The 15241-nt window shown below is 42.9% G+C and carries 18 protein-coding genes; 14 read left to right on the forward strand and 4 right to left on the reverse strand.

What is annotated here, in order from left to right:
- Positions 1-27: 27 nt before the first annotated feature.
- Positions 28-777: a DUF2705 family protein gene (locus ACSVI6_RS01955; RefSeq protein ID WP_491720850.1), complete on the reverse strand. Its 750-nt coding sequence runs from the start codon at positions 775-777 to the stop codon at positions 28-30.
- A complete protein-coding gene (locus ACSVI6_RS01960; protein WP_491720851.1) occupies positions 777-1685 on the reverse strand; it encodes an ABC transporter ATP-binding protein in 909 nt (302 codons plus the stop codon). Before ACSVI6_RS01960 ends, ACSVI6_RS01955 begins: the two co-directional genes overlap by 1 nt.
- Before the next feature lie 210 nt (positions 1686-1895).
- Here ACSVI6_RS01960 and ACSVI6_RS01965 point away from each other — a divergent pair, with 210 nt between their 5' ends.
- Both ACSVI6_RS01965 and trhA read left to right on the forward strand, forming a co-directional pair.
- Positions 1896-2240: an aggregation-promoting factor C-terminal-like domain-containing protein gene (locus tag ACSVI6_RS01965; RefSeq protein ID WP_491717050.1), complete on the forward strand. Its 345-nt coding sequence runs from the start codon at positions 1896-1898 to the stop codon at positions 2238-2240.
- A 115-nt stretch (positions 2241-2355) separates the two neighbouring features.
- On the forward strand, positions 2356-3000 hold the full coding sequence (gene trhA, locus ACSVI6_RS01970) for a PAQR family membrane homeostasis protein TrhA (RefSeq protein ID WP_491717276.1): 645 nt from the start codon (positions 2356-2358) through the stop codon (positions 2998-3000).
- Between the two features lie 47 nt (positions 3001-3047).
- Here trhA and ACSVI6_RS01975 read toward each other — a convergent pair whose 3' ends face one another.
- A complete protein-coding gene (locus ACSVI6_RS01975; protein WP_491717051.1) occupies positions 3048-3371 on the reverse strand; it encodes a DMT family transporter in 324 nt (107 codons plus the stop codon).
- Positions 3372-3534: 163 nt separating this feature from the next.
- Here ACSVI6_RS01975 and ACSVI6_RS01980 point away from each other — a divergent pair, with 163 nt between their 5' ends.
- The 3 genes from ACSVI6_RS01980 (at position 3535) to ACSVI6_RS01990 (ending at position 6476) form a co-directional block, all read left to right on the forward strand.
- Positions 3535-4140 (forward strand): nitroreductase family protein, encoded by a 606-nt coding sequence (locus ACSVI6_RS01980; protein ID WP_491717052.1) that lies wholly within the window; start codon positions 3535-3537, stop codon positions 4138-4140.
- Between the two features lie 154 nt (positions 4141-4294).
- Positions 4295-5485 carry an aminotransferase-like domain-containing protein gene (locus ACSVI6_RS01985; protein WP_491720852.1) on the forward strand — a complete coding sequence of 397 codons (1191 nt, stop codon included), beginning with the start codon at positions 4295-4297 and terminating at the stop codon, positions 5483-5485.
- A 118-nt stretch (positions 5486-5603) separates the two neighbouring features.
- Positions 5604-6476 (forward strand): tyrosine-protein phosphatase, encoded by an 873-nt coding sequence (locus ACSVI6_RS01990; RefSeq protein WP_491720853.1) that lies wholly within the window; start codon positions 5604-5606, stop codon positions 6474-6476.
- Positions 6477-6517: 41 nt separating this feature from the next.
- Here the strand turns inward: ACSVI6_RS01990 and ACSVI6_RS01995 are convergent, their stop codons facing one another.
- The gene (locus ACSVI6_RS01995; protein ID WP_491717055.1) at positions 6518-7669 is read right to left on the reverse strand and encodes a DUF3290 family protein; all 1152 of its coding nucleotides are present in this window, start codon (positions 7667-7669) and stop codon (positions 6518-6520) included.
- Between the two features lie 240 nt (positions 7670-7909).
- On the opposite strand from ACSVI6_RS01995, the gene ACSVI6_RS02000 reads away from it, so the two are divergent.
- The 9 genes from ACSVI6_RS02000 to ACSVI6_RS02040 all read left to right on the forward strand — a co-directional run bounded on the left by ACSVI6_RS02000 (position 7910) and on the right by ACSVI6_RS02040 (position 15148).
- The gene (locus tag ACSVI6_RS02000) at positions 7910-8380 is read left to right on the forward strand and encodes a C40 family peptidase (protein ID WP_491717056.1); all 471 of its coding nucleotides are present in this window, start codon (positions 7910-7912) and stop codon (positions 8378-8380) included.
- Positions 8381-8519: 139 nt separating this feature from the next.
- On the forward strand, positions 8520-9035 hold the full coding sequence (locus tag ACSVI6_RS02005) for a methylated-DNA--[protein]-cysteine S-methyltransferase (protein ID WP_491720854.1): 516 nt from the start codon (positions 8520-8522) through the stop codon (positions 9033-9035).
- 13 nt (positions 9036-9048) lie between these two features.
- Positions 9049-9990 carry a DNA/RNA non-specific endonuclease gene (locus tag ACSVI6_RS02010; protein ID WP_491720855.1) on the forward strand — a complete coding sequence of 314 codons (942 nt, stop codon included), beginning with the start codon at positions 9049-9051 and terminating at the stop codon, positions 9988-9990.
- 85 nt (positions 9991-10075) lie between these two features.
- A complete protein-coding gene (locus tag ACSVI6_RS02015) occupies positions 10076-10429 on the forward strand; it encodes an iron-sulfur cluster biosynthesis family protein (protein WP_491717058.1) in 354 nt (117 codons plus the stop codon).
- 123 nt (positions 10430-10552) lie between these two features.
- Positions 10553-11212: an SDR family oxidoreductase gene (locus ACSVI6_RS02020; protein ID WP_491720856.1), complete on the forward strand. Its 660-nt coding sequence runs from the start codon at positions 10553-10555 to the stop codon at positions 11210-11212.
- Between the two features lie 118 nt (positions 11213-11330).
- Positions 11331-12953 carry an ABC-F family ATP-binding cassette domain-containing protein gene (locus ACSVI6_RS02025; RefSeq protein ID WP_491717060.1) on the forward strand — a complete coding sequence of 541 codons (1623 nt, stop codon included), beginning with the start codon at positions 11331-11333 and terminating at the stop codon, positions 12951-12953.
- Between the two features lie 70 nt (positions 12954-13023).
- Positions 13024-13725, forward strand: coding sequence for a class A sortase (locus tag ACSVI6_RS02030; RefSeq protein WP_491720857.1), 702 nt, complete (start codon positions 13024-13026; stop codon positions 13723-13725).
- A 78-nt stretch (positions 13726-13803) separates the two neighbouring features.
- Positions 13804-14526 (forward strand): hypothetical protein, encoded by a 723-nt coding sequence (locus ACSVI6_RS02035; protein WP_491720858.1) that lies wholly within the window; start codon positions 13804-13806, stop codon positions 14524-14526.
- 94 nt (positions 14527-14620) lie between these two features.
- Entirely contained in the window at positions 14621-15148 is a 528-nt protein-coding gene (locus ACSVI6_RS02040; protein WP_491720859.1) for a DUF5776 domain-containing protein, read from the forward strand.
- Positions 15149-15241: the final 93 nt, after the last annotated feature.

Here is a 15241-nt window from a genome sequence, read left to right on the forward strand (position 1 = left end):
TTATGAAATGATTTAAGCTCGGGTGGATTAGATATTGCGTTTGTTAAAGATCAGGTAGCCCAGGGCGATGAAGATAATTCCATAAACGAATGCTCCTGCTGTAATCATTTTCAAGGATAGGTGGGTTAATTCTTTGAATGCGCTTGTATCGTATTGGTTCTCGACCATGAAGAAGTTAAACGGATTATATTTGACCCATTCATACTTATTGATCAAGATTGCGAGGAGCTGACTGATGATCTGGGTGGCGAAAATGGATGCGACCCCAGCTCCAATCGAAGCCCCAGAGCTTTTGGCAATGTTGCTGATCAACAATACGAAGCTAGCGATTAAGAATACATAGATCGCTTGACCAACTCCTGCGTTGACCATTTCTTTAATCATGTGGTCGCTAACTGACGTATTGTTAAAGAAGATCAATTTCAAAACGAACGTGAAGCAATTGTTAACGATGACAATGATCGCATAGATCCAAACGAGGGTGATGATCTTGCTTAAGTACACCTGGAGTCTAGAGTATTGTCTAGCCAATAGGTTTTTGATGGTTTTATTAACGAATTCATTGGTAATGATCGTACTAGCAATCACGACCATGATGATTTCAACGATCGATCTCGATTGCCCATTGGTGGTTAAAAATTCAGTGGGGCTAATGATCTTGAACTGTTTGATCGCGATTGTAATCAATAATTGATAGGCCAACAATAAGATCAGTGAAATCCAGATCGATTTACCCTTGATGGCCTTGTAGCCTTCCTGTCTTAGTAGCGTGAACATTATTTTGCCTCCTTTTGATTATCAGCCGTTAATAATTTGAGTAGTGATTCTTCCAAGTCAGCGCTAGCCATTTGGACATTCGTAATTTTAATTTGTGCGTTCACCAAGACGACTAGGACATCATTCAACGTGTCTTGCTTAGCGGGCACTTCAACTTTTTTATCGTTAATGCGGGCATCGAAGCCAGCGCTTTTCAATACGTTAGCTGCTGCATTAACATCGGTGGTTTCAATCTTAACTAATTGATTGTCACTTGAAAGGAAATCAGCAGCACTGGCTTGTTTAACCACGCGACCGTGATTGATGACAACGTATGAATCAGCGATTCGAGCGAGTTCATCTAAGAGGTGACTGGAAATTAAAATGCTGATTCCACGGCTCGCAAGCCGCAACAAGAGGTCACGGAGGTCATGGGTCGATTGCGGATCCAAACCATTCATCGGTTCATCTAAAATCAGCAATTTAGGATGGTTCAACAACGTAATTGCGATCCCTAATCTTTGGCGCATCCCTAGTGAGTACTTCTTTGCCTTCTGATTGGCGAACCGTTCAATTTGGGTTTCCTTCATGATTTGTTGGATTTCTTCCTTCGTGGTCTTGCCCTCATTATAGAGGTGTAAATGTTCGACCCCGGTTAAATTATCATAAAGGGCAGGGGTTTCGATCATCGTCCCAACGCTTGCTAGTGCCTTGCGATTATGCTTAGTCAGGGTTTGATCATCAATTGTAATCTTGCCTAGGCTATAGCTCGTCAATCCCACGATCGTTTTCATAATCGTCGACTTACCAGCCCCGTTCGGTCCGATCAAACCAAGGATTTGCCCGACTGGAATCTCAAAGCTAACGTTATGGAGCACTTGCTTGCGGCCATATTTTTTATTCAAGTTAATTACTTCTAAAATTGCCATTTCACTTCTCCTTTAGTTAATTACTTATGTAACTAACTATATCATATTAGTTTTAAATAGCAACCTTTTTATTTCATAATCGTAATAACATGTAATTAACCTGTAATATTTTGATAACGATTGCGTAAGATTTTTACTGTAAAGTATAAAACATTGAAACGAACGAATAAAATCATGGATACGAATCTCAAGGAGGAAAATCTTTCTTATATGTTAATCAAAAAAATTGTTTTTACTATTCTAGCTACCGCCTCAATGTTTGGCTCATTTATCGCTACTTCACACGAAACTGAAACCACTGCCAGTGCAGATGCTACGACGACTTTATCAAAGAGTGACGCAGCTGCTAAGAAATGGATCGCATGGCACGAATCAAAGAACTCATACACCGCCAGAAATGGTAAGTACTATGGTAAATACCAATTGGGAATTGGTTTATTACATGGTAACTACTCAGCTGCAAACCAAGAAAAGGCTGCTGATAAATACGTTTTAAGTCGTTATGGCAGTTGGTCAAACGCTAAAAAGCACTGGTTATCACATAACTGGTATTAAAATTTAAATAAACCTTTAAAGGACCATGTTTATTAATAAAACATGGTCTTTTTTTTGATTTATTGAGTATAATAGAACTAATAATTATTAGAGAGGATTTTTTGTCATGGATAAGATGCCTGCTTTTTTAAACAACAAAAAATACCTACTGATCAATGAAATTTTGAGTGCGATTACCCATGGTATCGGGGTCGGATTAAGCATTGCAGCTGCGATCGTTTTGATCGTTCACGGCGTCCATGAGGGTGGGGCGATGCGGATTACGACCTTTTCGATCTATGGGGCGTTGTTGATTATCTTTTATTTAGCATCAACGCTCTTCCATAGCCTATACTTCACTAAGGCTGAACATGTTTTTCAAATTTTTGACCATTCGGCAATTTACCTGTTGATCGCTGGGACCTACTTACCATATTCGTTGGTAACGATTGGTGGGAAGCTAGGTTGGGTGATCTTCGGGGTGATTTGGTTCATGGCGATCTCAGGAATCATCTATAAGTCGATCTGGATGGGTAGGTTCAAAGTGGCTTCGACCGTAATCTATGTGGTCATGGGATGGTTTTGTGTGCTAGGCATCCATCGTTTACTTCAGGGATTGGGTTGGCATGGGTTTATCCTATTGCTGCTCGGCGGAATCGCATTTACGGTCGGCTCCGTCATCTATAGCTTTCGGGCCATTCCGTTTGGTCATGTCATCTGGCATATTTTTGTAATGATAGGCACGATTTTAATGTATTTTTCAATTTATTTTTATGTATAAATATAAAAAGAACTTTGATCACTTAACTGAAGTAATCAAAGCTCTTTTTATTTTGGTTCGAAGACGTTTAAGATAACCACGCCCGCGATAATCAAGGTGAGTCCTAGCACCGTGATGATTGTAATTTGATCCTTCCAGATCAGAACGGATACGACGGTCGCTAAAATCAGACCAACACCGCTCCAAGTGGCATATGCAATGTTCAATGGGATCTTAATCATTGCGATTGAAAGGAAATAGAAGCATAATGTAAATGAAAAGATTGAACCTAATGCGGGCAACCAGTGGGTGAACCCCATTGAGGCCTTCAATAGGTTGGTCCCGATCATTTCACCAATTATTGCTAAAAACAAGAACAGGTAGTAATACATTTGCATGGCTCCTTAATTAGCATTACAAGTTCATTATAGTACAGAATATTGGGCTTGGGCATCTTTTTTGTATTTTTTACTGCTTTTAACTTACAAAAAGTAAGTTGTTGTGTTATGATAGTAACATCAAATCAAATTAGTAATATTCAGGGAGGAATTTACCATGAAAAAAGAATTTTTAGACTTAGAAAAGAAGCGTCGCACGATTTACGCATTAGGTAAAAACGTTAGCCAATCACCAGAAGAATTAGTACCATTCTTAGAATCAGTAATTAAGGAAACTCCTTCAGCTTTCAATAGCCAATCCACTCGGGTCGTATTTGCATTTGGCAAGTACCAAGACAAGGTTTGGGACATCGTTGCTGATAACTTGAAGAAGGCCATGGGAAGCGACGAAGCATTCGAAAAGAACTCCAAGGCTAAGATTGATGGCTTTAAGAATGCTTTTGGAACGATTCTTTGGTTCACTGACACTGACGTTGTGCACGGCTTAGAAGAACAATTCCCAGCTTACAAGGATAATTTCTACGACTGGTCCGAACAAGCTCAAGGAAACGCTCAATACGCTGTTTGGACTGCCCTTGCTGAAAATGGAATCGGTGCTAACCTTCAACACTACAACCCACTAATCGATGCTGATATCGCTAAGGAATTCGACATTCCTAAGAGTTGGAGACTTCGTGGTGAAATGGACTTTGGTTCGATCGAAGCCCCAGCTGGTGACAAGGAATTCATGGAAGACAGCGAACGTTTCCGCGTCTTTAAGTAATCGCCTCAATAAATCATTAGTGATCCTATAAATAATGCTTAAAAACCAAAACTAAAATAGTTTTGGTTTTTTTGTGGAAAAAATTGACATTAGATGAAATTATGTAATATAATTCTATTTAACATGAAATTGATTCAATTTAGGGGGATTAAATATGACAAAGTATAACTTTTCAAGCAGAGTGCCGTTGACCAACGATAACCCATTTGGTGAAGTATTGACCGTTGCTAGTAAGCCTAGCATTGTTTCATTTGCAGGTGGACTACCTGCACCAGAACTATTTCCAGTAAAAGAGATCAAGGATGCCGCGGATTACGTACTCGACGAATACGGGCAAACCGTTCTTCAATACAGCGTTGCGCAAGGAAACTTACACCTTCGTCAATTGATCGCTAAGTATATGCGGACGCGTGGCTTAGACGAAGATCCTGCTAATATGTTGATCACGACCGGTTCTCAACAAGGATTGGACGTCATTGCTGAAATGATGATCAATCCAGGCGACGTAGTCATTAGCGAACGGCCGACTTATTTAAGCGCACTAGATGTTTTTAAGACCTATGGTGCTGAAACGGTCGGCGTTGACGTTGATGAAGATGGGATGAAGATGGATGAATTAGAAGCCACTTTAAAGCAACACCCCACTACTAAGATCATCTACGTGGTGCCTAATTTCCAAAATCCGACTGGTAATTCAATGTCGCTAGCTAGAAGACAACGCTTAGTCGAACTAGCTGACCAATATGATGTCATCGTAGTTGAAGATGATCCATACGGTGCGATTAGATACGCAGGGAAGCAAATTGCACCGATTCGCTCCCTTGATAAGAACGGGCGGGTCATTTACACCGGCACGTTCTCTAAGATCTTAGCACCAGGTTTGCGCATGGGGTGGGCTAGTGCTGCTCCTGAATTGATTGCCAAGATGACGCTTTTGAAGCAATTTGAAGACGTGCACACCGATAACTTTACCCAATACGTGATCGCCCGCTACATGGAACACAATGATATGCAGGCCCATATCGATCAAATTACCGAAGCATACCATGCACGCGGTGAAGCAATGTATGCAGCAATTCAAGAACACTTCCCAGCAGGGACTGAATTGACCCATCCAGAAGGGGGCATGTTCCTCTGGGTGAAATTACCAGGCAATCCAGATATCGACAGTTTGTTCGATGAATGTATTAAAAACAACGTTGCCTTTGTACCAGGCACACCATTCTTCCCTGATAATCCAGAAACGAATACGATGCGGATGAACTTTTCGAACCGCTCGGTTGACGAAATCAAAGCTGGAATCAAGGTGATGGGTGCGGTCATTAATAAAATGCTAGTTAAATAATCGAATTTTTAAACGACGGTTCTAATGGGCCGTCGTTTTTACGTTCTTTACACCGATAATTTACAAGTCCTTTACCTTCGGCTGATACAATTAATCCGAAACGGAAAGGGATGGAATTATGAAAATAGATCGAAGTCGGGTAAAAATTTTGGCAATCGTCATCACGATGGTAGCGGCGATTACGTTCGTTAACTACCAAGCATTGGCTAAGGTGACTAAGAGCGCCCAAAGTAAGGAACAAGAATGGACTGCGCGCGTCGATAAGTTCGCTAAGCAACGGGCTAGTCATCACTACGAAACGATCAGCTGGAACACTCGTGATCTGGGTGGATATGTAGGAGCGAATGGCAAACACATTAAGGACGATGCGATTTTTAGAAGTAACGCCTTGAACGACATCAATCAAGCGGGATCGGACATGGTGGCGAAGTTCAACATCAATAAGATCATCGATCTACGTTCATTGACCGAAAAGGATGGGGTCAAAGACCTCCCTGATCCAAATGAGGATGGCAATCAATCATCATTGTTGGCCAATGTGCAATACTTTGATTATCCAACCAATACGGCGGCGGAAAAGCAAAGCTATAAGGCAGAAAAGAAAAAAGAGGGACAGATCTATACCTATGGCAAACCGTTCACCACGTATCGCTCGGCACGGACTTCTTATCGGGAAATCATCGAGTTATTGTTGAACAATCAAAACGGCGCGGTAATGTATCACTGCTTGAACGGCCATGACCGAACTGGATTAGTGACGGTTGTATTACTATCAGCGCTCGGCGTTGATAAGGATACGATTTACAACGACTATCTATTGACTAATTACTACCACCATAAGAATACGTACGTCGAACAAGTTGGCCAATTGGACCGCTTCTACGCAACGGTCGCTAAGTACTATGGCAACATGCAAAATTATATTCATAAGGGAATCGGCATTTCAGCCGCCCAGGAAAAACAACTTCAGGCTAAGTATTTAACGAAATAATAAAAAGCACTTCACCAGGTTTACTGATGAAGTGCTTTTTATTAATGAGCCTTCTTATTTAAATTGAATAATCTATCACCAAAACGGTGGCTGTGTTGTGGATATGGGACCAAGACCAACTTGCTGTTGATCAACTGGCCGAGATACACTTGTTCGATCGTCAGGTTTTGTTTATTGACCTGATCTTCGACCCACTTTTCATCCCGATTAATTCGTTCGAGTACGGATTCGTCGACCTTACCATCAGTGATCAATGGGTAGCGAATCGATTCGTCGCCGTAACTAGTGATCGTCATCTGGCCGTTTTGTTCGAGCACGGCGCTTTTAACGTCTTGGAAGCTTCCGATGTTTTCTAACCGCAGCTTAAACGCTAAGTCCGAACCAGACATCCCGTTCTTCAAGGCGTTATCCACGATGATATTACCATTGGCAATGATCTTTTGGGGATTCCCAGTCAACATTCGCTTGAAGAAGTCCGACTGCCGAACGAGCAGCTTACTACCAAAGATGATCAATGACCAGATCAATAAGACGATGAAGAACTGCAAGATCGTGATCGCATCATTATAGATCATCCCACCGATAATCCCACCAAGAACATAGTTTTGTAATTGGTCGATGGCATTGGACGGCATCAAGTTCCCCTTCCCGGAGAGGTTGATTTGAATTACTAACATAATGAACCCGATCAATAGTTTCAACGCCAGTTCAACGTAGACGTTGTTCAAGAAATTAAAGCTAAAGTGATTGGCAGTTATGTAATTAGGCTTGTTATAGACCAGATTAGTGGGCGTCAAGCTATAACCGCTTTGGTCGTTGTTAAAAGTCACTTGGTAATATTGCTTACCGGCTTTGATCGTCATCCCATTTTGCAACGTCGTCGAATTGGCGTACATTTCGGAAACGGGGACGTGCTTTTGGGCACTGATGTTTTTCAACACGGTCGCCGTTTGGCCAGACTGGCTAGAACTCGACTGCATGCTCACGAAATTGCTGACCTGCAGACTGGCGAATAAAATAGCTGAGAAACTCAAGACAACGAAGAAGTCACGATACTTCAGGTTAGTCCGGTTCCGTAAGTATAAAATTCCTAAAATGATGAACGCAATCACAAACGCTGCTGCGACGATTGATAGCCAAAACCCTAAATTACTGAAGTTTTGGGTTAAATAATGGTACGAGTATAAATTCATTAAAATTCACTTCTTACCTAAAGATTTGATTTACATATTTATTATAATCGAAACGAGACGATTTTTCTATCAAAGTCGAATAATCATTATTACAAAAATGGATGCATTTTGTAATTTTTCTTAATCAAATTGCAACTTAGTTGAATTCTTCCCGTAGTATTGATTCTTTATAATGAACTTATTCAATTAAAACAAAAATAAAAAAAACGAAAACAAAAATGGAAAGGGAATTATTCAACTATGATTAACGCTTTAACTAAACGCCTCTTGGTAATTTTAACCGTTGCAACATTGACCATCGTTGCCGCTACTTTTGCAGGGAGCAAAGCAGTCCATGCTGATTCAGCTGGCCAAAGCCAAAACTTTGACCAGATGTATCGTTTGGCTAAATCAAAGCTAGGGACTCCTTATTCTTACGGTTCAACGGGGCCTAGTCGCTTCGATTGTTCAGGATTCACCCAATACGTTTATAAGGCTGGTCACAAGAGCCTAGCTAGAACTGCCCAAGCTCAATACAACACGACGAAAAAGATTGCGGCAGCAAATCGGCAAAAGGGTGATTTAGTATACTTTGGTTATAGCAAGCATAGTATTTCCCACGTTGGTATCTACATCGGTAATGGTAAGATGATCAACGCCCAAAACCGCGGGGTCGTCATCGAAAACGTTTCCTCACCATGGTGGCACTCAGTGGGCTACTCACGTCCATAAATAAAATTCAAATCCAAAACGTCAATGGAGCTATCCATTGGCGTTTTTATTTTTAACAAATTAAGGGTGGAATGGATTGTTTTTATTTTCTGAACGAGGTTTGCTATAATTCATTTAAAGAGATGGGGTAACTACTGAAATGGAAAAATTATATTGGGATATAATTAAGTTTAACGACAAAAAATTATATTTTACCGTAAATAACAATGGGCTGAATTTTATTTCAGACTCAGATCAACACATATCGCAAATCTATGACTTCTATCCAAATAGCCAGTTCGAATTTCGTAACCAACGGGATGTGACGACTGGATATGTAGAACGCTTTGAAGACTACATCCTAGGTGAAGAAAAGCAGCTGGACATACCCATCGACATTAGCGGGGCGGGCGATCCGGCCTTACAAAAGATTTGGCAGCTGATTCGAACGATTCCGTATGGTTCGTTCATGACTGCTGAAGATGTTGCTGAAAAGGCGGGCGTCTCTGAAACAGTCGTGATGCAAGCGGTTACTGACTCGCCGTTAACGATGGTCATCCCAGTCCATCGGGTCATCTGCCCGAATAACATGAACAACAGTATCCGCGGGGGTTCAGCAATGCGTTCGCAATTATTAGAGATGGAAGCAATGAATGGATTAGACGATCTGGAATAGGGGTTTCATTATAATGAAAAAATTAGTAGCATTATTATCAACGGCGCTCGTTGCAGTCACACTAGTCGGGTGTGGCACTAATCACTCGCAAAGCACGGGGACTAACGCCACTAGCGAAACTAAGATTACCGCCAGTCAATTACCGAATTTAGATTATTCATCTGGCAAGCAGGCCGTCGTCGAGGTCAACGGGGGTAAGAGTACCTTAGATCCGACGAGCTGGCGGACCAATAAGATCGAGTATGCAAATTTAGATTCAAATAATCGGACCTCAGCCGCGAATACGGCATACTTAGAAAAGCGTAACGTCGCTGATGGGGCGTTGCGGACACGGCAGACGGTATATCCTACGGGCTGGCACCAAAAGTTCGTCAATAACGATGCGATTATTAACCGTGGGCACTTGATCGCCTACAGCCTATCAAAGGGAATCGATACCGATGGGAATTATCAGGCAAGCCTGCAGTCTGGCGATCAAAATAATTTGAAGAACCTCTTTACCCAATCGGCATTCAGCAATCAAAAACTACAGACGATCTATGAGACCCTGGTCAGAAACGCACTGAAGGATAACCAAAAGGTCGTCTATCAAGTCCAACCGATCTTTAGGGGCAGCGAATTAATGGCCCGCGGGGTTCATTTGCAGGCCATCTCGACGAATCGGAAGCTCGATTTTAACGTCTACTTGTTCAACGTCCAACCAGGGATTAAATTCGATTACGCCACGGGCCGTTCGCAAATCGATAATACGATGAACGTTCCTGCACCAGATAAGGTCGGCTACTATCAAAATGGCCAACGCCATTATTCGACCGTTAGCAAGCTCTTGGCTGGCTATGCGGCCTACAAGACTTATCAACACTACCAAAAACGCAGGACGGAACGTCAATATCAAACCCATTATAGTGATAATCGCAGCACCTATAAGGCTCATCGGATCTTTAAACACCGTTAGCAGCTTTGCGTGTATCAAATGATTGACATATTTTCAATAATCGTTAAGATAGTAATTGTAGTTTAAATGAAGGGGGATTACTTGAATGAAAATTGTAATTACTGATGAAGCAAAGGCCAAGATTACAAAAGTTGCTGATCAAAATTCCAAGCTCCTGTTGAGCTTAGATGATGGGGTCGGACCATTCTCAGATGTTGGTTCCTGCGCCGTTGACACCTCTTTTGATTTGGTGGTCGTGGATGCTGATTTCGCTACCCCAGACTTTGATAAGGCACTCGACAGTGACTTGGGTCCCATTTACTACAAGGGCTATTCAGGACAATATATCGATGCTCCGGGTCTAACGTTGACGGTTCAATACAACCAGTTGGCGTTGAAAAACGACAGTGGATTAATCGATTCCGCCATTGCAATTCTCGATAAAAAAAGTGTTAAATAACATGCCTTAAAAACTGATTTCGTTTGAGATCAGTTTTTTTGTTGCCCTGAGTCGCATTAGTATAATTAATCGCTGATAATTGATACAATATGCTTACTAATTAATAATAAGGAGGCTGTTTAAATGGCAAATATTCTTGTGATCGGTGCCCATGGACACGTAGGTAAACTGGTGGTTTCAAAGCTATCGCGAGCTGGTGATCACGTATTCGCAGGCTTTCGTGATGAAAGTCAATTCACGACCGTTGCCAACCTAGCGCACGTAACGCCAGTAAAGTTCGACTTGCTGGGCGGCCCTGAGGAAATGGCCAAAATCATGACGGCCCATTCGATCGATACGATCGTCTTTAGTGCGGGCTCTGGTGGCAACACTGGTGATGATATGACGCTTTTGATCGATCTAGACGGGGCGGTCAAGACGATGGATGCCGCTAAACTCGCGGGGATCAAGCGCTACGTGATGGTCAGTGCCGTTGCCGCCGATGACCGCAGCTATTGGGCTAAGACGGGGGCGTTACAACCATACTACGTGGCTAAGCACTACGCCGATCGCTTCTTAAAGGCAAGTGGGCTCGACTACACAATCTTACGGCCAACAATGCTCACCAATGATGCGGGGACTGGCAAGATCGCGGTCGACGGGGATCGCATCGGTGGATCGATTCCACGCGATGACGTGGCCTCAGCAATAGTCGCAATCTTGGCGAACCCGAATACCAAGCAGCACATTTACGAAATTACGAGTGGGGATGCGCCAGTCAACTCGGTTTTTCAAGTTGAGTAGTCTCCTTAGTTATGGTAAAGTAATAACAAATAGCTAGTTACAACGAAAAAACGTCCTAGTCCAGCGATGGTGACCAGGGCGCTTTGTTATGTAAACACCATTGTATGGAGGGAAAAATATGATTACAGTTAGCGACATGGGACTTCAGTTTTCTGGTAAGAAGCTTTACGAAAATGTTAATTTAAAATTCACGCCCGGTAATTGTTACGGGGTGATTGGTGCCAACGGTGCTGGTAAATCAACATTTTTAAAGTTGCTTGAAGGCAAGATTGAACCCACTAGTGGTAATATCTCGATTGGCGAACACGAACGGATGTCTAGTTTGAACCAAGATCACTACGCATTCGAAGAGTTCACCGTCTTGGACACGGTGATTCAAGGGTACAAAAAGCTCTACGAGATCATGAAGGAAAAAGACGCCCTCTACGCTAAGCCCGATTTCTCCGATGAAGACGGGGTCCGCGCTGCCGAACTCGAGAGCGAATTTGCTGAAATGGACGGCTGGAATGCCGAATCAGAGGCTTCCCAACTCCTGCAAAGCATGGGAATCCCAGAATCGATGCACGACTTAAAGATGAGTGAATTGACCGAGGGGGAAAAGGTGAAGGTCTTACTCGCCCAAGCCCTCTTTGGTAAGCCCGACATCTTATTATTGGATGAACCGACCAACGGGTTGGACAACCACACCGTTGAATGGTTGCAAAACTTCCTGGCTGACTACCCCAACATCGTGATCGTCGTCTCCCATGACCGTTACTTCTTGAACCAAGTATGTACGATGATGTGTGATGTCGACTTCCAAAAGATCCAAATGTACGTTGGAAACTACGACTTCTGGTTGAAATCCAGCGAGCTCGCCAATAAAATGCGTGCTGATTCCAACGCCAAAAAAGAAGATCAAATCAAGGAACTAAAGGAATTTATCGCCCGCTTTAGTGCCAATGCTTCCAAGTCCAAGCAGGCGACTTCACGGAAGAAACAGCTTGATAAGATCACCCTGGACGATATCAAGCCGTCTTCACGGAAGTATCCATTCATTAATTTTGAAAAGGAACGCGACCTGGGTAACGACCTGTTGCGCGTGGACAAGGTTTCCAAAACGATCGATGGGGTCAAGATCTTAGACAACGTGACCTTTACGCTGCGGCCAGGTGAAAAGACCGCCATTATCAGCCGCAATGACTTGGCGACCACGACGTTAATGCAGATCATCGCAGGTGAGATGCAGCCAGACACGGGCTCCGTTACCTGGGGGCAAACGACGAAACGCTCATATCTACCTAAGAACTTCAACGCTGAATTCGACGGCAGCGACCTTTCGATCATGGACTGGTTGCGCCAATACGCCCAAAAGGATGAAAGCGACAATACCTTTATCCGTGGCTTCTTAGGGCGGATGCTCTTTTCTGGAGAAGCCGTTGATAAGAAGGTCAACGTCTTATCCGGGGGTGAAAAGGTGCGTTGTATGCTCTCCAAGATGATGTTGCAAAAGGCCAACGTCCTCTTGTTCGATGATCCGACTAACCATTTGGACATGGAATCGATCACCGCGTTGAACGACAGCTTGATCTCATACCCAAGCTCGATCATCTTTACTTCCCATGATCACCAATTCATTCAAACGATTGCTGATCACATCATCGAAGTTTCTGATAAGGGGATCGTGGAACGGGCTGAGACCAAGTACGACGATTTCTTGGACAACGCAGATATTCAAAAACAAGTTGCAAAACTTTACTAATCAATCGGGAGTTGGCATTTGGTGTCTACTCCCTTTTGTTTTATAATGATTTCAATGGAGTTGATGAATAATGAAGCAAAAGTGGCAACTATGGGCCGCGATCCTCTTGTTGGTCGCGGGGCTTGCAATGTTAAGCATTGAACCCATCAAGACCGCATTGGTCGCTGGGTATCGGCCGACGATCGATCGCAAAGAGGTCCAAGCTAATCAACAACGGACTCAGCAGGCCAACTATAATATGAATCAAGTCAAGGCGGTCACGATGAATCAAGTCATCAACGCCCGCTTGCATGCTAAAAACGTTAAACTCGTTGGGCAAATCATCGCGCCTTCGATCAATTTGCACTTACCGATCGGCCTCGGGGTCGATAATGAAACGCTGATGCTCGCTGCGGGAACGATGCGAGCGGACCAAAAGATGGGTGAGGGTAATTATGCGCTAGCTGGTCACCATATGATCAACAAGCAGGCGTTGTTCTCGCCATTTTACAATCAAGGCAAAGTGGGGATGAAGGTCTACTTGACTGATATGCATAAAGTCTATGAATACCAGATCACTCAGCGTAAGATCATCAGTCCCTACGCAGTCAGCGTGGTCGATAACACCAAGCAAAAGCTGCTCACGTTGATCACTTGTAACGATAGCGGAAGCAAGCGGCTATTGCTACGCGGGCGGTTATTACAAACGATGAGTCTGAACAAGGCTCCCGCATCTGTTGTCAAGATGATGCATCAAAAGACGAATAACTATAATGTTTTAGCTGGATATTAATTAGTATCAAAAACATTTTGAATTCTCCTTAAGAAAATGCTATATTAATTATGATAATTCTTAAGGAGATGTACATATATGAAAATGAAAAAGACGCTTTTAATGACCGCCTTATCACTAATGCTAGTGGCACCGACCGTTTTAGAAGCCTTCAATACTGAGGCCCAAGTAACTGTTAATGCTGCTAAGAAGCATAAGGCTAAGAAACATACAAAGGTTAAGCACCATAAGAAGGTTAAGAAGACCAAGAAGTCTAAAAAGGCTAAAAAGAACAATTCAACAACGCCCGTAAATACCACCCCTTCTAGCACCCAGAACCAAAATACGACTCCATCAACGACGACGACTGCGAATAACAATACCCAACCAGCAACGACGCCCGTTAATAATGACCAAACCGCATTCAATAATGCCGTTAGCTCACTAGGAATTTACGCTAACCCAGGTGCGCAAAATAGTTACACTGTCGGGGCAGGGACACGCTTTAACAACGGCAACTACACTGACTACCGTGACTCATTGAATGCGATCACTTCTGACATGGGTTCGACCGATGCTTACGATAATACTAACTTCGGGAATAAGGCCGTAATGGTTTTCCAACAACAAGCTTCAGAATTAGCCCAAGCATTCAAGGGCCGCTTCTCCACTTATGATAACCAAGTCATTTCAGATGCTGCTTCAAAGGTTCAACAAAACTGGGCGAACGGCAGTACGACTGCCAGCGCACGGGATCAACAATGGAATAACATTGTGAACCTATTGAACGGCTTAAGTGGTGGTTTTAGTAAATTAAGTTAATTCAATTACGCAAAAAGCTCGATTACTTCTGGAATCGAGCTTTTTTACGTTCAATTTGCTATAATGGGGGCAATAAGGAATTTAGGTGAGATGAATGAAAAATATTGGAAAAAATAAGTTGCTAATCGCGCTGTTAGCGTCAACGGGCTTGGCATTCGGACTGATCAATGGAAACCACGGTCCGATCGCCCATGCCAAAACGGAAACCGTTGCGCAAGCCAAGGCTAACCTTAACCAAGCCACTGCGACCTTAAAAGCTGATTCAAAGCATCAGGGGTTATCGGCGACTTATCAATCAAGCAGAAATCAGGCGGCATCGAAGAAGCGCCATGATCTGAACAAGTATTATTCTGCCGAAAAGACCTACTTAAAGCTAGCCAAGTTATACAACGTGCGTTACTACTATGATTTTGATCGCGTTGGTGACTACGTAAAAGTGGCGCAAACGGTCAACGTTTATAACAACAAACGCTTTACTAGCCAGCACCACATCGGGCAACTAAAGCGTGGGACCAAGGTGAAAGTGAATCGGATTATTCACTACGGTAAGACAACGCGGATCGAGTTTGCTAACCACCACTTTATTACTGGCCTCAAAACATCAATTAATAAGATTCGATAATAAAAACGCCTCTAAATTGAAAAAATTTAGGGGCGCTTTCATTTCTGTGTTATAATTTAACAATTGTCAAAAACGACTTTGCAAAAATAAGTG

The organism is Nicoliella sp. ESL1106 (assembly GCF_058509965.1).